We start from the raw sequence: 23,263 nt of genomic DNA, 5'->3' as shown, positions 1-23,263 counted from the left end.
TTTAAATAAACTAATTAGTGTAATTACATTTTAATTTAAAATAATTTGTGCCAATTCGTGTAATTTGTGGCTACTTTTTTTAAAAGTCAAAATGATTATTTAGGATTAAAAACCAAACAAGGAATAATCATTTCTTCTAATGAAATTCCTCCGTGTTGATAGGTGTTTTTATAATACCCTACATAATGGTTGTAATTGTTTACATAAGCCAAGAACAAATCATTTTTAGCAAAAATATAAGAACTTGTCATATTTATAATAGGCAAACCGATTTTTCTTGGGTCTTTTACTGCATAAACATCTTTACTTTCGTAAGTAAGACTACGTCCTGTTTTGTATCTTAAATTCAAACTGGTGTTTTTGTCACCTACAACTTTAGATGGATTACGCACATTGATGGTACCATGATCAGTTGTTAAAACCAATTTGAATCCTAATAATTGTGCCTGTTGAATGATTTCTAACAAAGGCGAATTCTTGAACCAACTTAATGTTAAAGAACGATAAGCTTTGTCATCAGAAGCTAATTCTTTGACTACATCCATTTCTGTTTTAGCGTGTGAAAGCATGTCAACAAAGTTGTATACTACGGTAACCAAGTCGTTGTTTTTTAAAGCTTTGAAGTTTTCGGCTAGTTTTTTTCCTGCTGCTAAATTGGTGATTTTGAAATAATCCTCAGTAATATTAAGTCCTAAACGTTTTAATTGTGCTGTTAGAAACTCGGCTTCATAAAGGTTTTTTCCTCCTTCCTCAGGGTCATTTTTCCAGTATTGCGGAAACTTTTTTTCCATCTCTAATGGCAATAAGCCAGAGAATATAGCATTTCGTGCGTATTGAGTGGCAGTAGGAAGAATAGAGTAATAAGGCACTTCTTTTTCTAGCTTATAGTAATTTGCAACGACATCTTCAAACACTTTCCATTGGTCGTAACGCAAGTTGTCAATTACTACAAAAAGTACGGGCTTGTCTTTTTTGACTAATTCTGGTACAACTAATTCTTTAAAAAGAGTATGTGACTGAATAGGTTTATCTGCTTTTGGCTCAAACCAATCTTCATAATTGCGTTCAATGAATTTTCCGAATTGTGAATTGGCTTCCATTTTTTGAGATTCCAAAATTTCAGTCATCGCTTGGTCGTTGATGTTTTCGAGTTTGAGTTCCCAAAAAATCAATTTTTTATACAATTCAATCCAGTCTTCGTATGAGTTGACCATAGCCATTTCCATCGAAATCTTACGAAACTCTTTTTGATAATCGAGTGTTGTTTTTTCAGTTATTAGTCGAGAATGGTCTAGATTCTTTTTTAAACTCAATAAAATCTGGTTTGGATTCACGGGTTTGATTAGATAATCAGCGATTTTAGAACCTATGGCTTCCTCCATAATATATTCCTCTTCGCTTTTGGTAATCATAATCATTGGCACAGCCGATTTTTTTTCTTTCATTTCTGAAAGGGTTTCAAGGCCGCTCATTCCAGGCATATTTTCGTCTAGGAATACGATGTCAAAATTTTCGCTTTCAAATATTTCAATCGCGTCACGACCGTTGTTACATGTGGTTACACTATAATTTTTTTTCTCTAAAAAAAGGATGTGTGGCTTGAGATAATCAATTTCATCATCAACCCATAATATTTTTATTTTGTCCATATTGTAGTTTTAAAATCTGTGGTCTAATTAACAATCAATGTGCCAATTTACATTATTAGAACTATTTTGTTCCTAATATTTTTATAAAATTATTTTGCTAATATTAATTTAATTTGGTGATGATTTTTAAAACAGATAGGGACATAGCTTTTTAGAGAGAATAAAGGCGTAATGCTTTACATAGTAAATCATAGCTTATAAAAACTTAACTAATTTTTGAAAAAAAGACTTAGAAATTGACTCTGAAACTAACATTTGGCGTCAAGCCTAAGGATGTATTGTTGACTTCGACTGCTTTATCAGTATTGGATTGATCCACACGATAATAGCGATTAATGATATTTTCTTCATTGGTCAAATTGATAATTCCTGCACGGAGAATTCCTTTTGCGGAAGCGGAAATAGGGAATTTATAACTGATTGATGCGTCTAACCTTTTGAAATCATCGAGATTACTGCTGTTTGGATTATCATAATTGACAATCGTTGTGTTACCTGATTTAGTAGTTTCACTTCCAGAAACGGGTTGTGTATATGGATGACCGTTTCTCCAGATTCCACCAATAGATAAGCTTAGGTTTTGCATTACATTGTAATTAAAACCAAAAGTCACCGAATGGCGAATGTCTACATTATTGGGGAAACTTGGTGGTGTAAAACTATCAAATTCATAGTCGTTTTTGCTCAAGGTATAACTTGTCCAAATACTATAATTGGATGTTGTTTTGTTGGTTAAAAATTCAATTCCTTTGGCGGTATAACTACCATGTGCATTTTTATATTGGAAATTGTTATAAAAGCCTTGATTAGAAGCTGTAATCCCTTCAACAATTTTGTAAAAACCCGTTAGGTCAATGCTGAATGTTTTCTTTTTAAATTCGATTCCAAAGGAAGTTTGTTTGCTTGTAGCAATTGGAATTGTGGTATTGTTTACCAATACCCAACGTCTTTTTTCAACTCCCAAAAAATCATCTTCAAAGTCAATGATTTGTGTCGTAGTTTGGTTTTTGAATTCTCCCTCTAGTTTTAAAGCCCAATGATTGGAAAGTTCTTGCCTTAAATTGATTCGAGGTTCAAAAAGTAATTTACGGAATTTTTGAAAATAATTAAATCGCATTCCCAGTCTTAAAAAAGTACGGTTGTTGCGGAATTCAGCTTCGGTAAAAACAGCTTGGTTAATCAGTACGGTTTTCTTTGTACTAGAGTAAGACGGAGCGCTAACCGTGGTTTGATTCAGCATTCCTGTTTCGGTGATTTGATATCCTGCCAAAAGCTGAAGTTGTTCTTTAGGCTTGTATTTGATATTGACTTTAGCTCCCGTTTCTAAAACTTCATTGGCTTCGGTCAATAACTGATCGTTTAGGAATCGATAATCTCTTGAGTTGATATTATATTTTGAATAATAGGTGTTGAAGTTGGACGTCCATTTGTCAGTCCATTTTGCGTTCCACTGCGCACCAGCACCGAGGTTTTTTTGTCCTAAAAAGCTTGATTTAGCTTCTGAATTGTTTTGGTCATCCTGAAATTCGTTATAGTCTAGGGCATTGTTAATTCCGATAATATTGGCTCTTAATTGATGATTTTCGTTCAAATCGAATAGTAATTTGGCAGTATAATCATAAAAATAAAAATCTGATTTAGCATCAGCGTTTAGGTTGTTGTTAATTTCAGTGTCTTGAAAACTTCTTTTGTAATAGTTTGAAAAGGTTGGTGTGTTCAGCGCATCCGTGATAGAACGACGTCCAGAAAGGTGTACTGACCATTTTTTTGCCAAAGGAATTTCTAAAAAAACATCGGCATCAATAAGATTAATTCCTGCTCCACCAGAAAATTTGGTGCTCAGTTCATTTTTGGTAAACATGGAAATAGTACTTGAAACGCCGTCGCTGAATTCGGCACTTGTTCCGTTTTTTGTCACAATAACTTTTTCGGTAAGATTAGGATTGTAAGCTGAAATTAAGCCAAAAAAATGACCTGAATGATACATTTTAATATTGTCCCAAAGCGTTAAGTTTTGGTCATTCGTTCCTCCGCGGACATTGATGTTGGCTATGCTTTCGTTCGTGCTTTCAATTCCGGGTAATACTTGGATAGATTGTAAAACATCAGGTTGTATGAGTCCTGGTAAAATTTCGAATTTCTTAGTGGTAAGTACAATGCTTCCATCGGTGAATTTTTGTAAACCGGGAGTAAGATAGGTATTGATTAAAACAGGATTTAGTTCTTCCTTAGTAGGTTTTAGAAAGATGTTTTTACAAACGTTAGAAGTTGAAAAAAAATCTTTAGCAGCGATTTGTTGGCTTTCATAGCCTAAGTAAGAAATAATTAGGTAGGCATTTAAATCCACATTTGATAGATTGAAAACTCCTTTGGAATTAGTAGTTCCCTTTAAGGTGTTTCCTAAAATAATAGAAGCACCCGATAAAGGATTATTTGTGTCAGAAGCAACAATTTCACCACAGAAAGAAATGGTTTTATTAGCAACAGAAACGGTGATATAGCGGGAGTCTAATGCCTTGAAATTAAGTAAGCTGTTGGCATTCAAATAATCTATAGTTTGCGCTATAGTAAGACCTGTATTTGGTTTTTGAATTTTGATATTAGCAACATCCGAAACGGCATAGGAAAACTTCACATCAAACTGTTGTTCAATTTGTTTTAAGTAGTTTTCTAATGCTATTTTAGCAGTGTTTTTTTGTCCATAACTCGAAATTCCGAGAAGGAAAAGTACACAAATGAGCCATTTTTTAGTTTGCATTTTTGTAAAATATAACGGTTTTACCTTCTATTTTATAACGTATTTGTAATGGAATTGTGATAGCGTCTAATGCGGTTTTTTCGTTTGTATGTGTAAAAGTTCCTGTAAATAGTGAATCCGTATTAATGTCTTTTGTATTGATTTTAAGACCATATTGTCTCTCTAATTCATTAATTACTTGAATTAACGGAATGCGATCAAAACTAGATTCTTTTTGTAGCCAAGATGGAGCGTTAGCTTCAAAATCGGCTACGTTTTCAATTTGATTATTAATTAATCTAAATGTTTTTCTAGGAGGTAATTTTACGGTTTCATTATTATGAGTCACACTTACTAAACCCTCGTAACAACGAACTTCAAAATAGTTGTCGCGTTGTTTTACATTGAAATGCGTCCCTAAAACTTTTACGATTCCGTCAACGGTTTTGACACTAAAAGTCTTTCCTTTTTGTACCAAAAAATAAGCTTCACCTTCTAACTCCAAATCGCGTTTTTCGTCCCAATCGTTTTTCTTAAAACTAATTTTAGAAGCAGCGTTCAAAATCACTTCAGAGTCATCTGGTAACTGAAAGGTTTGTGTTTGTGCTATTTGTGTTTCAAAGGTAGTTGGACTATTATTCCATAAGAAATATGCCGATGTCAAAACGATAAAAAGTGCTGCTGCCACTTGAAACCATCTTGTAAGGTTCAGAGGAATCACTTTAGATTTCTTGTTTTTATCACGAGCTTGAAATGCGGCCAAAGCTTCCTTAGCATCTACTGTTGGTGTTTGTAGATGGGAACTGTAATGGGCTATTTTTTCGAATGTTTTAAAATCGGGGGATTTTTTTAACTCCTCGATTTCTTGGCTCGAAAGTTCGCCATTAAGCCATTTTAGTATTTTTTTATCATTTTCCATAATTGAAACGTTATACTGATAAGACAACTCAAATTAGAATTACCCTACTTTATAAATTTAATAATTAGATGTTATCGACTTGTGATTTCAGGATTTTTAATGCTGCTGACATTCTTTTTTCGACGGCTTTTTGTGAAATATCAAGTAGTTCCGCTATTTCACGGTATTTTTTTCCTTCAATTCGATTCATCAAGAAAACTTCGCGTTGTGATTCACTTAAGGAAGCAATAGCATTTTGAAGTTTTAGTTTGAATTCTTCTTCTTCTAATAAGTATTCAGGATTTTGATTGGTGATGTCTAAATTAGGAACTTCTTTTTCATATTGAAAAACTACCTTTTTATGCTTGATGGTATTCAAGAATAAATTATTGACAGTCGTTAATAAGTAAGTCTTGACTTTATTAAAATCAATTTGAGCGCAGTTTTCCCAGATTTTTGTAAAGGCATCTTGTACCAAATCCAATGCTGCATCACTATCACCACATTTATAGTAAGCAAAATTGGTTGCAGATTGGACATTTTTGATATAAAAGTCATTAAAATGTTGTTCTTCACAAAGACTTATTTTTTCTTCGTTCATTAGGGAAGGTTTGGGTTTTTATATTGGTAAAAGTAAATTATTTTTTAGATAGCTGGTGTTGATATTATTTTTTTTCCATTTGTATAAAATAAAGTGCGGGTGTAAGGTTTTGATAATTAGTTGGTTATTTGTTTTTTGGTTTTTTTATATACTTTTTTTTAAAAGTAGGGTAGGGTAAAATAAATATTGGTTGTCTTACTAACAGAAAGGGTTACTAAATAAGACTCAATAAAAAAATAAAAACATTAAATTTGAAAATTATGAAAAAGTTAAGAATTATTACAGGAATGGCATTATTAGCCGTATTAGGTTTCACATCATGCCAAAGCGAAGTAGATGAAGTACAAGGTGAAAATCCAAATTCAGTAAATTCAACTACTGCTACAAATATTAAAAGAGTGTCTATGTATGATGGTTCTTTTGATGATTTCTTAGATGGAGCCTCTTGTTCATCAATCGTCTTGCCAGCAACGGCTAAAGTAAATGGTATCAATGTAACTTTGTTAAGTCAATTAGATTACCAACAAGTGATTTCTATTTTAGGAACATATAATGATGATCAAGATACTGTTGTGTTTAATTTTCCAATAAAAGTTAAAACAAGCAATTACTCAGAAGTAACTGTTAACAATCAAACAGAGTACAATGCAATTATTAATGCTTGCACAACAGCTGAAAATGAGGGGAAAGCTGCAATTTCTTGTGTCAATTTTGAATTTCCTATTACCATTTTAACGTATAGTTTGACTTTTGAGCAAACTGGAAGTGTAGTGATTCAATCCAAAGAAGAATTATATGCCTATATGAATAATACGAGTAGTGATGTGTTATTTTCATTAAAATATCCAATTTCGATAAAATATAGTGATAATACTAAGGCTACAATTTCGAGTAATGCCCAATTGCAATCAAGTATAAATGAATGTACTGCTAAAGATGATGCTAAAGATGCAGCCAAAGAAAATGCAAAACGATTAGAAAAAATATTGGTTGATGGAGCTTTTAAAGTACAATCATATGTAAAATTAGGAGTAGATACCGCTAATGACTATAAAGATTTTACTATTGATTTCACTAATGATTATAAAATTAAAGCAACTAATCTAGTAGTTACAACGGTTAATGGAACTTATGCTGTTAGTTCTCAAACAGATGTGTTCTTGCAATTGAATTTTACAGGAAACGCTAATTTTAATTTGTTGAATAATACATGGAAAGTAGTTAGTTTTACGAGTTCAACGATTACCTTACAAAGCTCAACGAATGCTGCTATTAGCTTAGTGTTGAAACAAATTTAATAACCGAAAACGGTTAAGATAAAACAGCTTCTTTATTATTAAGAAGCTGTTTTTTAAACATAATTTAGGATAAAATAAATCAAGATGAAAAAAGGATTTGTAGTACTGATTACGGCTCTAACTTTGTTTGTATCATGCTCTAAAAATGATGCTTCCACTGATAAGCTTGTAGGAGGAAACCCAGTAAGTAATAATCAAAAAGCTACTGGACGTTCAGCGTTTGATTTATTATCTGATAACCAATTTAAAAGTATGGTTATTGAGTTGGTTTACGTTGAGGGGTATGAACCTAATGCTACTACAATTACTAATTTTGTTGCTTTTTTGAATGAACGCATACACAAACCTGATGGTATTAGAGTGGTAAAGAGAGCCATGGCTTCTCCAGGGAAAACAACTTTTTCGAATCAAGAAATTATCGCTATCGAAGAAGAAAACAGAACACTTTATAATTCTGCAACCGAGATTGCCGTTTGGGCATTTTTTGTAGACGGTGAGTCTGTTAGTAGTACGGAAAGCTCAGTTGTTTTAGGAACCGCTTATCGTAATACATCCTTTGTTATTTACGAAAAAACAGTTCAAAAACTATCTGGAGGCCCTTTTAAGCCTAGTCGAACTTTACTAGAAACAGCTGTTGTTGAACATGAATTTGGCCATATTTTGGGTTTAACCAATTTAGGGACTAATTTGCAAAGCAACCATGAAGATACAGAGCATGCTAAGCATTGTAATGTAAAAAGCTGTTTGATGTATTGGGAAACAGTGTCAGGTTCGGGGTTGATTTCAGGAGGAACTGTTCCTAAATTAGATGCACAATGCTTGGCTGATTTGAAAGCCAATGGAGGAAAATAATTGATTAAATTTAAAATAGATAAAAATGAAAACGAAATTTTTTTTACTAGCAGTTTGCTTCGCTCATTTTACAGCCCTTTTTGCCCAAGAGACTTCAAATGAAAAATCCAATGTTGGTATTAAAGGAGGATATAATCTAGCCGCAGTCAATTTTGATGGCGATGGAGAAACGGATCAAAGACATGGATTTCACATTGGTTTATATGGGGAGTCATTTGTAAGTGATAATTTTGCTATCCAACCAGAGATTATGTTTTCACAACAAGGATATGTGATTAATAATGGTAATGAAAAATTTACTCAAAAATTAAATTATATAAACATTCCATTAATGTTTAAAGCTTATCCAGCTGATAATTTTTTCCTAGAAGTTGGTCCTCAAGTAGGATTAGCAGTTACCCATAAAGAAGAATACAGTAATGGTTTTTTGAGTAGTAATAATGAGTATGATCCTAAAAAATTCGATTGGGGAATGAATTTTGGTACGGGTATAAAATCAAATTCAGGATTAAGTATAGGTGTTCGTTACCACTTAGGATTGGGAGATTTGTACGAACAAAGTAAAGCATTCAATAGAGTATGGCAGTTTTCTTTGGGGATTGATTTTTAATTTTTTGTACTAAAGAGTATATTTTAAATACAAAGGGTTTGACTATTTTATTAGTCAAACCCTTTTTTACATTTGTTAGTTACTTTTAAACTTCGTTTAAAAGTTTTGTATGATAAGGAAATAGATAGGCATTCCGATAGTGATGTTTATTGGGAATGTTACCGCAAGTGCCATTGGTAAGAATAATCCAGGATTTGCTTTTGGAACAGTAATTTTCATTGCTGCAGGTACCGCAATATAGGAAGCACTAGCTGCTAATATGGCAAAGATAAATCGATTTGCAATATCAGTTGTTACCATCGAACTTAGCACTGCAAACATACAACCGTTTACTAATGGAATGATGATGGCAAACAAGAAGGGAAACCAACCAAAAGAGAAGAATGCTTTTAATTTTTTACCACTTGTAATTCCCATGTCTAGTAAGAAAATTGCAAGGAATCCTTTAAAAAGGTCATTGGTAAAAGGCTTGATTCCTTCTGCTTGTTGCGCACTAGCTAGAAAACCAATCACTAAACTACCGAGTATTAGCAGTACACTACCATTGGTTAAAGAATGCTTGATAACAGTACGTTTTTTTACGGCGTTGGTCTCTTTTTTATTAAAAATAGTGATAAGTACTAATCCAATGATTATGGCAGGAGACTCCATCAAAGCCATGATAGCTACCATATGCCCGTGTAAAATCAAATTTTGTGATTCGAGATAAGAAACAGCAGTTACAAAGGTCACTGCACTTACGGAGCCATAGGAAGCTGCGATTGCACCAGAGTCAAACACATTTAGTTTTTTTCTTAAGATAAAATAGGTGTATAGAGGAATGATTACTGAAATGGCAATACCGAATAAGATTGACCATGCTATTTCGTTACTGAAAGTTTCGTGTGATAATTCTTGACCTCCTTTGAAACCAATTGCAAATAGAAGATATAATGAAATAAATTTAGAGGAATTTTGTGGTATTTCTAGATCACTTTTTAAACAGGCTGCTACTATTCCTAATACAAAAAAAAGTAAAGCTGGATTTGTTAAATTTTCTGTCAGTAAATTAAAGTTCATTTTGTTTTTCTATTGTTTAAAGGTTTTTTAAATAACTAGGTATTAATTTAGATTATTTTAGGATTTAATTATTTTCTATAAATTGTATTTCTACAATTGACTTAATTATTAGTTTCTTATTCAGTTCTTGAGCTTCTTTAATTTTAGTTTTAATAGTTTCAATATCTTCTTTAAGTTCGGCTATTCTTTTAGCTGCTACTGTATCGGTATTTCCACTGCATACTTCAGAACTAAAGTTTTTAAGTTCATGAAATTCTATTTTTCGATTGTAAACATTCATTAGTATTTCAATTGCTTCATTTGGAGTGTAAACACCATCTATTAGTTTTAAATCTTGTTTTGTCATAATTACTTTTTTTGAATTGATTTTTTTATTGTTTTAATGATTAGAATGCTTTTTGATTTGTTGAGTGTTTTTTTCTGTTGCAAAGGTTAGAATAGATATTCATAAATTTTTATTTATATTTGTGATGAAACGTATAAAAATAATTTATGAATTATACTCTAAATCAGCTTCAGATATTTTTACAAATCGTAAAAACTCAAAGTGTCACTAAGGCTTCTGAAGAATTACATTTGACCCAGCCTGCTGTTTCAATACAGCTCAGAAATTTTCAGGACCAATTTGATGTTCCTTTGACAGAAGTTATTGGGAGAAAAATTTATATTACTGATTTTGGTTATGAAATAGCCGAAGCAGCCGAAAAAATCATCAATCAGGTTCAGGAAATCAATTATAAAACGATGGCCTATAAAGGGCAGCTATCTGGTAAACTGAAAATATCAATTGTTTCAACAGGGAAATATGTTATGCCATACTTTTTGTCTGATTTCATGAAAGAACATTCAGGAATCGAATTGCAAATGGATGTAACTAATAAAACTAAGGTATTAGATAGTTTGAAAAATAATGAAGTTGATTTTGCTCTAGTCTCTATCGTTCCTACAACAATTGCTATAGAGAAATTTGATTTACTGCAAAACAAACTCTATTTAGTTGGGAATACAGAAACGAAATTCCAAGAAGAAAAAGCTCCTAAACGGATATTTGAAAATTTACCACTCATTTTTAGGGAAAATGGTTCTGGAACAAGGCAAACGATGGAGCGATATATTGAGAAGAACAATATTTCTATCTTTAAAAAAATGGAACTTACCTCAAATGAAGCAGTAAAACAAGCCCTTTTGGCTGGATTAGGTTATTCAATTATGCCTTTAATTGGTATAAAAAATGAACTTCATACTCATGAATTACAAATCATTCCGGTAAAAGGATTGCCCATTAAAACCAATTGGAGTTTGATTTGGTTAAAAGACAAAAAACATTCACCTATTGCCAAAGCCATTTTAGAGCATATCAAAAATGAAAAAGCTAAAATTGTTCATGATAAATTTAGTTGGTACGAACAATATTAGTCATTATTGGACATATCGGTTTAAAAACAGATATTTGTCATTACTTGCTTTAGAGTATTAGAGTAGATATTGTTGAAATAATAATAAAAAGAACAACATCCGATTATGAGTTGCAATTTAAAATTTAGTATAATCATCATTTTTTCAGTTTTGTTTACTTCCTGTAATTCTACTTTAGCCGTTGCTGTGGATAATCTAAATCCACTACCACAAGAGACAGATACTACTTTTGTAAAACTGAAAGACTACAGTCCAGATTTTGTATATGACATGAAATATGCTACGGCAGATAATTTCTTAAAAGCAAAAGTATATGATTGTCCAGAATGTTTTTTGAGGCTAAAAACAGTCAAAGCATTGGTTTTAGCAAACCAAGAATTTATTAAAAAAGGCTATCGTATTAAGCTTTTTGATTGTTATCGCCCTTTGGATATCCAGAAAAAAATGTGGGCTATAGTTCCTAATCCAGAATACGTGGCTAATCCTGCCAAAGGCTCCATTCATAATAGAGGAGGAGCGGTTGATATTACCTTAGTGGATAAAAACGGAACCGAATTAGATATGGGGACAACTTTTGACCATTTCGGCGTCGAGGCTAGTCATAATTATGAAAAAGTTTCGGATGAAGTTAAACAGAATCGAAATTTACTTAAAAGTATAATGACAGAACGTTACTTCATTTCATTCGATTCAGAATGGTGGCACTACAATTTAAAATCAGCGCTAAACGATAAGTTATCTAATGCTAAATGGGATTGTTTAGAGCAATGACTTAACTACAAAGAACACGAAGGAAGCACGGAGCAACACTAAGTATTTTTATATGAGAACTTAATATTTTGTGTATACAGATTAAAACATATTCAAAAATCACTAATCCATTCAAAATAGCATCTTGAATAATAGTTTAAAAAAACAAAACCTTTTTGAATCTTAGTGCTTCCTTAGTGACCTTTGTGGCTAAATAAATTATTCAATGCATTTTAAATAATTCATGAAATAAGTTTCAGGATAATAAACCTTTCCATTCATCTCCGAAGTAATTTCTTTTTTCAATACATAATCGTCTATACTAGTAAGGAATTTAATGCGCATTAAATTCACAACCGAGCTTTTAAGGTCTTCAATACTTCCTTTGATAAACATGAAAGTACCAACAGAAACTCTATTGTCAAAGCCTTTGTCATCTCGGATTAAACTACCACAACTTTCTTTGTCAAGATGTAAGAGCGTCACTATTTTTCCGTTTTGCAATTGTAAATAGAGTTTAGAGTTTTTATCAAAACAATTGGCTGGAATAAAATCTTTGCTTTTTTGAATCATTTGTACATTTAATACAGGAAAACCATTATCAGAAGCCAAAGAGCAAAAGATATAACTCGATTTTCCAGCAAAATTTTTCTCAGAAACGAGGTATTCGTTTGTCAATTTATAAGTCCCAATAGAATCTTTGATATTAGAACTATAGTCGCAGTCTTTTTGTGCAAAAACAGGAATTGATAGTAAAAACAAAAGTGCGAGGATAGTATTTTTCATAAGTTGATTTATTGTATTTTGTTGCAAATTAAAACTATTTTGTCATTATTTTCAATGGTTGTAAAAAAACAATAGCGGTTTCCTCCATCTTTTATTTTCCATTTCTTACGGATGTTTTCTACGGTTTCTGGAAAATTCCGAGTGGTAATATTGGCTTTTCCTTTTTCAAGTACCTTTTTCATCTCTGATTTTGCATAGGGAATATAATTTTCAATTTCGAAAATGCGTCCAGGAAAATCAATTAGAGTTGTTGAAGTGTATAAATGGGAGTGTTTGTGTAGTTTATCTAAGTTAAATTGTATTCCTACTTCATCAAAACCACCTGATTTCATAATGGCGCTGTTGGGTTCGTACAGGTACTTTTGTGGCAATCCGTAGTTTGGTAATCTTTCATTTTGATTCATTTCAAAACTAAAGGATTCTTCTTTTTCTTTAGTAAGATTGACGGTTTTAATAGTGGTTTCTCCTTGATATTCTTTGTGAATTTCCCACAGTAATTCTTTTACATCATTTTCAAGAGCGATAATATGGATGGTTTTTACATTTTTTAATTCAGATAAGCCAGAACTAAGGTCTAATAATGGCGCCGTTTTAATAAGTAGCTTGTCTGAATAATTAAAATAATAATCTAGATTTTCTGGAACATTAGGTAAGCAATCTTGAAGCATAAAAACTTTGCCTTTGGCATCATTTCGTCTGGAAGGATCGATGTATATCCAATCCCATTTTTGATTTAGTTTTTCCAAGGTTTCTTTGCTGTCGCCCTCATAACAGTCAATATTATCAATGCTTAATTGCGCTAAATTGTGTTTGACAATTGATGAAAGTTCCGAATTGATTTCGCAATGGGCTACATTTTTTATTCTTTTAGCAAAATAAAAATCGTCAATTCCAAAACCACCTGTAAGATCAATTAAACTATCACCAGAAATAAGGCTAGACTTATATTTAGCTGTTTTTTCAGAAGATGTTTGTTCAATAGAAACCTTAGTAGGATAAATAATGTTATTGGTTTTAAACCAATGTGGTAACTTATCCTTTGATTTGGTTTTTGCTTCAATCTGTTTCAAAATATCAATCCATTCTACTTCCGGAAAAGGATTTTTTTGAAGTGCTAATTGCGCAAGCGAAGTACCAATGTTTTGGTTTATAAAATCTTGAATTTTAGATTCTAAAATAGGATTATTCAATTCTAAATATTTTCAGTTAAAACAGCGACTATTTTATTGTTTGGGAAAAACTCTTTAGCGACAACTTTCAAAATAGTATAAATAGGAATTGCTATTACCATTCCAAAAACACCAAAAGTGATTCCGCTTATTAGTATGACTAAAAAGATTTCTAATGGATGTGAATTGACACTTTTCGAAAAAATAATAGGTTGGTTGACGTTGTTGTCGATGACTTGAACAATCAAAAAACCAATAACTACATAAATGGTTGTTGGTAGCATTTCTGTTCTAAAATCAGTTCCAATTCCGCCTATTAATGTCAATATAGCTGCTAATATAGTTCCAATAATAGGGCCTATATATGGTATGATATTCAGTAAAGCACATAAAAAAGCAATCACAAAAGCATTACTAGAATTGAAAATTAATAGCACGATATAGTAAAGGATAAAAACTACCGTAAGCTGAATCAATAAGCCTATAAAATAACGGGTTAGCAATTGGTTAATTTTCTCAATAGAGTTTAAAATTTTATCCTCATTTTCATCTGGAAGAATCATTTTGGCTTTTTCTTTAAATAGTAATTGGTCTTTTAAGAAGAAAAAAGTAATAAAAAAGACCGAGGCTATCCCCATACCAAAACCGGCTATCAAATTCATAATGGTATTAATAAAATCCGTAAAAAAGTTGTAATCAACTAATGAAGATAAATTGGACTGTTTCAGGATTTCTTGTAAGTCAATATGGTTGACATTAAAATAATTCTCAATATTTTTTTCGAGAATAATAAATTGATTTTGAAGTAAATTGGTGTCTAATAAAGATAAATTTTCGGCTTGAGAAATTATCAAGGGTACAAATAGAAAAACAAAGCCTACAAGTAATCCCATGAAAAATAAAAGGGTAATAATGGTTGCTAATGTTTTTCCAAACCTTAGTTTTTTATTCATAAATCGAACAAAAGGATTTGCAATCAAACAAAGAATAAGTGAAATGGCTATGTACAAAATCACGGTTTTGATTTGATATAAAAAATAGAGCGAAATACTTGATAATAATAGGAAACCTATAGCTTTAAGAATTCCGTTAGCAATTATTTTAGATGTAATCATAGGATTTGTTTTTATTCAATTTTTTTAAAAAACCGTTCTCAATTAATTATTGAAAATATAGTAAATGATATTTGCTCCCATTTTTAATGCCTTTTCTCTAATAGGTAATGGATCATTGTTAACCTCGGCATTTTCCCAGCCATCACCTAAGTCAGACTCGTATGTATAAAGTAAAACCAATCTATTTTTGACAAATATACCAAAGGCTTGTGGACGTTTTCCGTCATGCTCATGAATTTTAGGTAATCCGTTGGGAAAAGAATACGGTTTTTGAAAAATAGGATGACTACTTGGAATTTCAACAAGATTAATATTCGGAAATAGTTTTTTGATTTCTTTTCGAATGTATTGATCTAGTCCATAGTTGTCATCAATGTGTAAAAAACCACCCGAATTAAGGTAATTTTGAAGGTTTTTTACTTCCGAATTATTGAAAACTACATTTCCGTGTCCTGTCAAATGAATAAAAGGATAGGAGAAAAGATTAGGACTTCCAGGTTCAACAGTTGCTGGTTTTGTTTTTAAGGTTGTTTGGATATTAGCATTACAAAACTGAATTAAATTAGGTAATGATGTAGGGTTTGCATACCAATCGCCACCACCGTTATACTTTAATAATGCTAGTTCTTGTGAATAAGATGTTAGTGATATAAATAGAAAAACAAACCAGATTTTTTTCATTAGATTTAATTTTCATTAAAAAAAACAATACTATGACAAGCTACAATAGCAGCAGTTTCAGTTCTTAATCTTGTATTCCCTAGAGATACAGGTTGGAATTTATTTTCTAAAGCCAAATTGATTTCTTTTTCAGAAAAATCACCTTCTGGTCCTATTAATAATGTAACATCTTGATTGGGTTCTAAAACTAATTTTAATGTTTTCTTGTCTGTTTCTTCGCAATGAGCTATCAGTTGCAGTCCTGTGTGTTCTTGTGCGACAAATTCTTTAAAAGAAATAGCTGGATTCAATTTTGGCAAATACAATTCGTTAGATTGCTTTAAAGCGGATAAAATAATTTTCTCAAATCGTTCCATATTTACCACCTTCCTTTCGGAACGATCACAGATAATAGGGGTGATTTCTTGGATACCAATTTCGGTCGCTTTTTCCAAAAACCATTCGTAACGATCATTCATTTTGGTAGGAGCAACAGCTAAATGTAAATGAAATTTAGAAGGTTCTTTTTTGCTAAAAGATAAAATTTCAACCGTACATTTATTGTCTGATGCTAACGTTATTTTTGTTTCAAATAAATAGCCTAATCCATTGGTTACGTATAAGATGTCTCCATCTTTTTTACGTAAAACTTTAATAATATGTTTGCTTTCTACTTTGTCAAAAGAGAAGTTTTCTGTAGTTTCGTTTAGGTCTGTATTGTAGAATAATTGCATATATTAAAATTGTATTCGTGCTTTAGAAACTACTGTAGCAGTTTCAAATTTTTGAGATAAAAATTTTTGATATCCTACAATACCAATCATTGCAGCATTATCCGTTGTGTATTCAAATTTGGGAACAAAAGTTTTCCAACCGTACTTTTGTTCAGCTTCTTTTAGTGTTTTCCGAATGCCAGAATTAGCAGAAACTCCACCGCCAATCGCAATTTGATTGATGCCTGTTTCTTTGACTGCTAATTTTAATTTGTCCATCAAAATTTGGATAATAGTGTATTGAACTGACGCGCAAATATCATTGATGTTTTCCTCAATAAATTCTGGATTTTCAACTTTCTTTTTTTGAATAAAATATAAAATAGCCGTTTTAAGTCCTGAAAAACTAAAGTCTAAACCGGGAACTTTGGGTTTTGTGAACGGAATAGCTTTTGGATTTCCTAATTGTGCGTATTTATCGACTAAAGGTCCTCCAGGATAAGGCAGTCCAAGTATTTTAGCAGTTTTATCAAATGCTTCTCCTACTGCATCATCTGTGGTTTCTCCGATAATAGTCATATCAAAAAATCCATCCACTTTTACAATTTGAGTATGACCACCACTAATTGTTAATGCTAAAAATGGAAATTCAGGTTTGTCAAATCCTTCTTCATCAATGAAATGTGCCAATATATGAGCATGCATATGATTGACAGAAATTAATGGAATATTCAAGGCTACTGCCATAGATTTAGCAAACGAACCACCTACTAAAAGTGAGCCCATCAATCCAGGACCTTGGGTAAAAGCAATGGCACTGAGTTGTTCTTTTTTAATATTTGCTTTTTTCAAAGCAGCATCAATCACAGGAACAATGTTTTGTTGGTGTGCTCTCGAAGCTAGTTCAGGAACCACTCCTCCATATTGTGTATGGATAAGTTGATTTGCAACAACATTTGATAATACTTTGTCGTTATATAAAACAGCGGCAGCAGTATCATCACATGAACTTTCGATGGCAAGAATAAAAACTTCGGAATTTTGCATAAAAAGGCAGAAATTTTGAATTATATATGAAAAACCGATTTTAAATTTTTTACTTTTACGGCGCAGCCAAAATTAAAGAATTTTTGTGAAAGGAATGACTCTTTCCTCAGGCAATGTCCTAGTTTTTATAAAAAAATAAATAGCAAGAAGATCAAAAAGTTTTTTAAAATAATATTCCGATTCATAATAGGGTTAATTCTTCTATTGCTATTGCTCGGAATAGCACTTTCGACTTCTTATGTTCAGACTAAAATTGCGCAATATATCACTCAAACTTTAAATACCGACTTTGGTGTTGATATCAGTATTAGTAAAGCTAAAATTAATGTTTTTGGCGGAGTAAAACTAGGAGATGTTTTAATCAAAGACCATCATAAAAAGGCTATGATTTCTTCTAAGATAGTTAATACTACTATTTTGGATGTAAAGAAATTAATTGAAGGAGATTTGTTATTTGGAGATATAAAACTTGAAAGAGTTTTGTTTAATCTGACCACTTATAAAAATGAAGAAGATACCAATATTGATGTTTTTATAAAATCATTTGAGGATGATAAACCTTCTTCGGGTAAACATACCACTTTTATTGCAGATAAAGCGGCTATAATTGACGGACATTTTGTGCTTGTTGATGAAAATAGAGAGGTGCCTAAAGATCTTGATTTAACAAAGTTGAATGCTACTTTAGAGAAATTTGATTTATATGGTCCAGATTTAACTATGGTTGTCAAAACACTTTCCTTTTTAGACCATAGAGGATTGTATGTTTCTAATTTAAGTACGGATTTTAGTTATACCAAAAAGCAAATGAAGCTTCAAAATTTGGATATCACTACCAGAGAATCTAAGATTAAAGCTGATTTGTTTTTAAATTATAAAATTTCTGATTTTGCTAAATTTAATGATAAAGTAAAATTTAACGGAACTATTTATTCCTCTTTAATTGCCTCAAACGATATTCGCCATTTTTATAATGAATTGGGAAAAGATTTGTTTTTTAATCTTGAAACTAAGGTTAAAGGAACTTTGAATAATTTGACTTTAAATAATTTAAAATTATTTGATAAAAACGATACTCGAATTTTTGGTGCTATCAAGTTTAAAAATATTTTTGGCAAGGAGCATCAGTATTTTTACATGGATGCAAACCTCAGTAAAGCATCGTCATCCTATTCTAATTTAGTTACGGTTTTGCCAAATGTCCTAGGAAAGAAATTACCCATTGAACTGAAGAGAATTGGGAAATTTAATCTAGTAGGAAATGTACAATTAACAGCTAAGGCATTGGATGCTGATTTTTCTTTAACCTCAGAAATCGGGAAAATTAAATCAGTATTAAGTATGGATAATATTGATTTTATAGATAAAGCCTCATATGTAGGTAATGTAAAATCAGAAGATTTTGATATCGGGAAATTATTTGAAGAAAAAGATTTAGGTAAAATAACATCTGATCTTGAGGTAGAGGGAATTGGGTTTACTGAAAAATATTTGAATACAGGTGTTCGAGGTTCAGTTTCAAAATTAACCTATAATAATTACACTTATAGAAACCTTTCTTTAAACGGAAAATTTAAATTACCCTATTACAAAGGAAAGCTAATTGTAAATGATCCTAATTTGAAAATGGATTTTGAAGGGTTAGTTGATTTAAGTAAAAAAGATAGTAAATATGATTTCCATATTGATGTTGCCAATGCGGATTTGTATAAATTAAACTTAGTAAAGGATACCACTTCAATTTTTAAAGGGGATGTTGTTGTTCAAGTAGATGGAAACACAATTGAAAATTTGAACGGAAATATATATATCAAGAATACTTCTTATCAAAACAGCAAAGACATTTATGCTTTTGATGATTTTATGATTAGTTCGAGTTTTGATGGCGATAAAGTAAGAACAATTACTTTAAATTCTCCAGATATAGTTCAGGGTGAAATTGTTGGGAAGTTTCGTTTTGAGGAACTACCTTCTTTGATTCGAAATTCTCTAGGGAGTCTTTATACTAATTTTGAGCCTGAAAAGGTCAATAAAGGGCAGTTTTTAAAGTTTAATTTTACGATTTATAATAAAATTGTCGAGATTTTTTATCCAGATATTGCAATTGGTACTAATACTGTTTTAAAAGGAAATATTAAATCGGATTCAAAAGAGTTTAAGCTTAATTTTAATTCGCCAAAAATTGTTGCTTCAGACAATACATTTGATAATATAAGAGTTGCTGTAGATAATAAAAACCCACTTTATAATGCCTTCTTAGAATTGGATAGTATAAAAACAAAGTACTATAAAATTCGTGATTTTAGTTTGATAAATGTGACCGTAAAAGACACTTTGTTTTTTAGGTCAGAATTTAAAGGAGGTTCTAAAGGAGAGGATTACTTCAATCTGAACTTATATCACACTATCAATAAAAATAATGAAAATGTTGTTGGGATTAGTAAATCTGAATTGAAGTTCAAAGATTATCTATGGTATTTAAATGAAAATGAAACCTCTGAAAATAAGATTGTATTTGATAAATTATTTAAAAATTTCACTTTAGATAATTTTGTTTTATCACATAAAAATCAAGAAATCGCTCTTAAAGGAAAGCTTTCAGGGACTACCAATAAAGATTTAAAACTAAGTTTTAAAGATGTTGATTTATTCAAGATAACACCAGCAGATGATAAGTTTGTGTTTAATGGAAATTTAAATGGAGAGATTAATTTTTTACAAAATAATGCTGTTTATAAACCAACAGCTTCTTTGGCAGTTGACCATTTGAATATTAATAATACAGATTTAGGGGTTTTAAAATTGAATATTGAAGGAGACCATAATCTTGAAAAGTTTACTATTGATTCCTTCTTAGAAAATAAAAATTTAGAATCTTTTAATGCTAAAGGTAGTTTTAAGATTGTTGAAAAAGAAGCATTATTAGATTTAGATTTAAAGCTGGATAAATTTAATCTGGGTATTTTAAGTTCACTTGGGGGTGAGGTTTTGTCAAATATTAGAGGTTTTGTAACAGGAAATTCACGGGTTGAAGGAACGGTAAACAAACCAAAAATTAGTGGAAGGCTATTTGTGGATGATGCCGGTATGACAATACCTTACTTAAATGTTGATTATGAGCTAGCCAATAGGTCTATTGTTGATTTAATAGATAATCAGTTTTTGTTTAGAAATAATACAATCACAGATTCTAAATTTGGAACTAAGGGGATTTTAAAAGGTAGTATTGAGCATAACAAATTTCTAGACTGGAAATTAAACCTTGGAGTAAATACAAATCGATTGTTAGTCTTAAATACGGTTGATAGTGAGGATGCGGCCTATTATGGGACAGCTTATATTGATGGAAGTGCTACTATCTCAGGGCCTACTAATGGATTATTTATTAAGGTCGAAGCTCGGTCACAAAAAGGTTCAGCTTTGAAAATACCAATTAACGAAGCTGAAAGTATAGGGGATAATAGCTTGATTCATTTCATCAGTGAGAAGGAAAAAAATAATATTAAAAAAGGGATAATAGGGAATGATCGTAATTATAAAGGACTTGAGTTAGAGTTTGATTTAGATATTACACCAGATGCTGAAGTTGAAGTGATTTTGGATAGAAACTCAGGTCACGGAATGAAAGGTAAGGGTTATGGTTCTTTGTTGTTCAAAATAAATACACTTGGGAAGTTTAATATGTGGGGGAACTTTCAAGCATATGAAGGAACTTATAATTTTAAGTACGGCGGACTTATAGATAAAAAATTTGATGTCAAAAAAGGAGGGTCTATTTCTTGGGAAGGGAATCCAATGCGAGCACAATTAAATTTAGAAGCGGTATATAAAACAATTGCTAATCCTGCTGTATTGTTAGATAATTCTTCATTTAATAGAAAGGTTCCTGTAGAAGTTGTTATAGGGATAAAAGGGGATTTAGCTAGTCCAGAACCTGATTTTAATATTGAGTTTCCAACAGTAAGTAATGTTTTAAAGTCTGAGATTCAATATAAATTAAATGATAAGGATGTAAGGCAAACGCAAGCATTGTATCTATTATCTTCTGGTGGTTTTTTGAGTTCAGAAGGAGTTACACAATCGGATTTTTCAGGAAGTTTATTTGAAACGGCTTCCAGTTTAATAGGAGGTATTTTAAAAACAGATAATGATAAAATCAGAGTTGGATTAAACTACGTTTCTGCCGACAGACGCCTTGGAAAGGAAACAGACGGTCGAGTAGTTGCAACTATTTCTTCAAAAATAAATGAACGTTTTACTATAAATGGTAAAGTAGGGGTTCCTTTTGGAGGGATTAATGAATCGGCTATTGTGGGTGATTTAGAAGTACAATATAGAGTAAATGAAGATGGTACCTTAAACTTAAGGTTGTTTAATCGAGAGAATGATATTAATTATATTGGACAGGGTATTGGTTATACGCAAGGCTTAGGTGTGACTTATGAAGTAGATTTTGATACATTTAAGGAGTTAATAAATAAGATTTTTAAAAATGTAAAATTAGCTCCTGCTGTGCGTTATATCGATCAGTTTCAAGATTCAAATTTAGCTCCCGAATATATTAATTTTTCAAAGCAATCTGAGCCTAAGCCAGATAAACCAAAGTCAAATTTTGAAGGGATTATTCCGGAGGAGGAATAGTAAATAAATTTAGTTTTTTGGTCTTAAATAAGTGCTGTTATAAATGAATGGTTTTTATACTTTTATATTAAATTGTTAACAAAAATCGGTTTTATTTAATTTATGTTAATTATATGTGATTTTTTTTGTTTTTTTGAAAACTTATTAACGAAAACGTTTGAATTTACTGAGGTTGAGTAAATTAGCATTTAGATAGGGCGAAAAGTGCGATATGTTTCCTAAATTTACATTTTCAAAATAAAAAGTAATGTCAAATAAGATAAAAAAAATAGGTGTTTTAACATCAGGAGGAGATTCTCCAGGTATGAATGCTGCCATTCGATCTGTAGTTAGAACTTGTGCTTTTCATAATGTAGAATGTGTAGGTATCTATAGAGGTTACCAAGGAATGATTGAAGGAGACTTTATCGAAATGGGTCCTCGATCAGTAAATAATATAATAAATAAAGGAGGGACGATTTTAAAGTCAGCGCGTTCAGCTGAGTTTAGAACTGCTGAAGGAAGAAAGAAAGCTTACGATAATTTAGTAAAAGAAGGTATAGAAGCCTTTGTAGTAATTGGAGGAGACGGAAGTTTTACAGGAGCTTTAATTTTTAATGAAGAGTATAAATTCCCAGTAATGGGTATTCCTGGAACGATTGACAATGATATTTATGGGACAAGTCATACTTTAGGTTATGATACGGCTTTGAATACAGTTGTTGATTGTATTGATAAAATTAGAGATACAGCGAGTTCACACAACCGTTTGTTTTTTGTAGAGGTTATGGGACGTGATGCTGGTCATATTGCATTGAATGCAGGAATAGGAGCAGGAGCTGAAGAAATTTTGATACCTGAAGAAGATCTAGGATTAGAGCGTTTGTTAGAGTCACTGAAAAAAAGTAAGGCTTCTGGTAAATCATCTAGTATTGTCGTTATTGCTGAAGGAGATAAAATTGGTAAAAATGTATTCGAATTAAAAGATTATGTTGAAGCTAACCTACCAGAATATGATGTAAGAGTATCAGTATTAGGTCATATGCAACGTGGAGGTTCTCCTTCTTGTTTTGACAGAGTACTTGCTAGTCGTTTAGGGGTGAAAGCAGTAGAATCTTTGTTGGAAGGTATTTCTAACTTTATGGTTGGATTAAAAAATGACAAAGTTAATCTTACTCCTTTATCACACGCCATCAAAGGAAAATCAGAAATTGATTCAGAGTTATTGAGAGTTTCTGATATTATTACAACATAAGAATAAAGAATTTTTAAAATTAAAATAA

General features: G+C 31.4%; 19 protein-coding genes. 7 read left to right on the top strand and 12 right to left on the bottom strand.

What is annotated here, in order from left to right:
• Positions 1 to 95 precede the first annotated feature (95 nt).
• From SLW70_RS12930 to SLW70_RS12915, 4 genes are all read right to left on the bottom strand, one after another.
• Positions 96 to 1,649 (bottom strand): response regulator, encoded by a 1,554-nt coding sequence (locus SLW70_RS12930; protein WP_320888895.1) that lies wholly within the window; start codon positions 1,647 to 1,649, stop codon positions 96 to 98.
• Positions 1,650 to 1,878: 229 nt separating this feature from the next.
• Positions 1,879 to 4,407, bottom strand: a complete 2,529-nt coding sequence (locus tag SLW70_RS12925) for a carboxypeptidase-like regulatory domain-containing protein (protein WP_320888893.1) — start codon at positions 4,405 to 4,407, stop codon at positions 1,879 to 1,881.
• Positions 4,397 to 5,305, bottom strand: a complete 909-nt coding sequence (locus tag SLW70_RS12920; RefSeq protein ID WP_320888891.1) for a FecR family protein — start codon at positions 5,303 to 5,305, stop codon at positions 4,397 to 4,399. The genes SLW70_RS12925 and SLW70_RS12920 overlap by 11 nt, the downstream gene beginning before the upstream one ends.
• 64 nt (positions 5,306 to 5,369) lie before the next feature.
• Entirely contained in the window at positions 5,370 to 5,885 is a 516-nt protein-coding gene (locus SLW70_RS12915) for an RNA polymerase sigma-70 factor (RefSeq protein ID WP_320888890.1), read from the bottom strand.
• Between the two features lie 260 nt (positions 5,886 to 6,145).
• On the opposite strand from SLW70_RS12915, the gene SLW70_RS12910 reads away from it, so the two are divergent.
• From SLW70_RS12910 to SLW70_RS12900, 3 genes are all read left to right on the top strand, one after another.
• On the top strand, positions 6,146 to 7,183 hold the full coding sequence (locus SLW70_RS12910) for a hypothetical protein (protein ID WP_320888888.1): 1,038 nt from the start codon (positions 6,146 to 6,148) through the stop codon (positions 7,181 to 7,183).
• An 84-nt stretch (positions 7,184 to 7,267) separates the two neighbouring features.
• The gene (locus SLW70_RS12905) at positions 7,268 to 8,035 is read left to right on the top strand and encodes a membrane metalloprotease (protein WP_320888886.1); all 768 of its coding nucleotides are present in this window, start codon (positions 7,268 to 7,270) and stop codon (positions 8,033 to 8,035) included.
• 25 nt (positions 8,036 to 8,060) lie between these two features.
• Positions 8,061 to 8,645: a porin family protein gene (locus SLW70_RS12900; RefSeq protein WP_320888885.1), complete on the top strand. Its 585-nt coding sequence runs from the start codon at positions 8,061 to 8,063 to the stop codon at positions 8,643 to 8,645.
• A 96-nt stretch (positions 8,646 to 8,741) separates the two neighbouring features.
• Here the strand turns inward: SLW70_RS12900 and SLW70_RS12895 are convergent, their stop codons facing one another.
• Positions 8,742 to 9,704 carry a sodium-dependent bicarbonate transport family permease gene (locus SLW70_RS12895; RefSeq protein ID WP_320888883.1) on the bottom strand — a complete coding sequence of 321 codons (963 nt, stop codon included), beginning with the start codon at positions 9,702 to 9,704 and terminating at the stop codon, positions 8,742 to 8,744.
• A 64-nt stretch (positions 9,705 to 9,768) separates the two neighbouring features.
• Complete coding sequence (locus SLW70_RS12890; protein ID WP_320888881.1) at positions 9,769 to 10,050, bottom strand: hypothetical protein; 282 nt, start codon at positions 10,048 to 10,050, stop codon at positions 9,769 to 9,771.
• 146 nt (positions 10,051 to 10,196) lie between these two features.
• Here SLW70_RS12890 and SLW70_RS12885 point away from each other — a divergent pair, with 146 nt between their 5' ends.
• Both SLW70_RS12885 and SLW70_RS12880 read left to right on the top strand, forming a co-directional pair.
• A complete protein-coding gene (locus SLW70_RS12885) occupies positions 10,197 to 11,120 on the top strand; it encodes a LysR family transcriptional regulator (protein ID WP_320888879.1) in 924 nt (307 codons plus the stop codon).
• Between the two features lie 105 nt (positions 11,121 to 11,225).
• Positions 11,226 to 11,891 carry a M15 family metallopeptidase gene (locus tag SLW70_RS12880; RefSeq protein WP_320888877.1) on the top strand — a complete coding sequence of 222 codons (666 nt, stop codon included), beginning with the start codon at positions 11,226 to 11,228 and terminating at the stop codon, positions 11,889 to 11,891.
• Positions 11,892 to 12,089: 198 nt separating this feature from the next.
• Here the strand turns inward: SLW70_RS12880 and SLW70_RS12875 are convergent, their stop codons facing one another.
• The 6 genes from SLW70_RS12875 to tsaD are packed head-to-tail and all read right to left on the bottom strand — an operon-like array spanning position 12,090 to position 17,360.
• Positions 12,090 to 12,656, bottom strand: coding sequence for a hypothetical protein (locus SLW70_RS12875; protein WP_320888876.1), 567 nt, complete (start codon positions 12,654 to 12,656; stop codon positions 12,090 to 12,092).
• A gap of 8 nt (positions 12,657 to 12,664) precedes the next feature.
• Complete coding sequence (locus SLW70_RS12870) at positions 12,665 to 13,846, bottom strand: THUMP-like domain-containing protein (RefSeq protein ID WP_320888874.1); 1,182 nt, start codon at positions 13,844 to 13,846, stop codon at positions 12,665 to 12,667.
• Positions 13,847 to 13,848: 2 nt separating this feature from the next.
• Positions 13,849 to 14,940: an AI-2E family transporter gene (locus SLW70_RS12865; RefSeq protein ID WP_320888873.1), complete on the bottom strand. Its 1,092-nt coding sequence runs from the start codon at positions 14,938 to 14,940 to the stop codon at positions 13,849 to 13,851.
• Between the two features lie 42 nt (positions 14,941 to 14,982).
• Positions 14,983 to 15,621, bottom strand: coding sequence for a DUF4159 domain-containing protein (locus SLW70_RS12860; RefSeq protein ID WP_320888871.1), 639 nt, complete (start codon positions 15,619 to 15,621; stop codon positions 14,983 to 14,985).
• Between the two features lie 5 nt (positions 15,622 to 15,626).
• On the bottom strand, positions 15,627 to 16,334 hold the full coding sequence (locus SLW70_RS12855; protein ID WP_320888869.1) for a 16S rRNA (uracil(1498)-N(3))-methyltransferase: 708 nt from the start codon (positions 16,332 to 16,334) through the stop codon (positions 15,627 to 15,629).
• 3 nt (positions 16,335 to 16,337) lie between these two features.
• Positions 16,338 to 17,360, bottom strand: coding sequence for a tRNA (adenosine(37)-N6)-threonylcarbamoyltransferase complex transferase subunit TsaD (gene tsaD / locus SLW70_RS12850; protein ID WP_320888867.1), 1,023 nt, complete (start codon positions 17,358 to 17,360; stop codon positions 16,338 to 16,340).
• A 210-nt stretch (positions 17,361 to 17,570) separates the two neighbouring features.
• On the opposite strand from tsaD, the gene SLW70_RS12845 reads away from it, so the two are divergent.
• The gene (locus SLW70_RS12845) at positions 17,571 to 22,001 is read left to right on the top strand and encodes a translocation/assembly module TamB domain-containing protein (RefSeq protein ID WP_320888865.1); all 4,431 of its coding nucleotides are present in this window, start codon (positions 17,571 to 17,573) and stop codon (positions 21,999 to 22,001) included.
• Between the two features lie 247 nt (positions 22,002 to 22,248).
• Positions 22,249 to 23,235 carry a 6-phosphofructokinase gene (gene pfkA / locus SLW70_RS12840; protein WP_320888864.1) on the top strand — a complete coding sequence of 329 codons (987 nt, stop codon included), beginning with the start codon at positions 22,249 to 22,251 and terminating at the stop codon, positions 23,233 to 23,235.
• Positions 23,236 to 23,263: the final 28 nt, after the last annotated feature.

The organism is Flavobacterium sp. NG2 (assembly GCF_034119845.1).
Classification (GTDB): Bacteria; Bacteroidota; Bacteroidia; order Flavobacteriales; family Flavobacteriaceae; genus Flavobacterium.
This window is presented reverse-complemented; position numbering and strand designations above follow the sequence as displayed.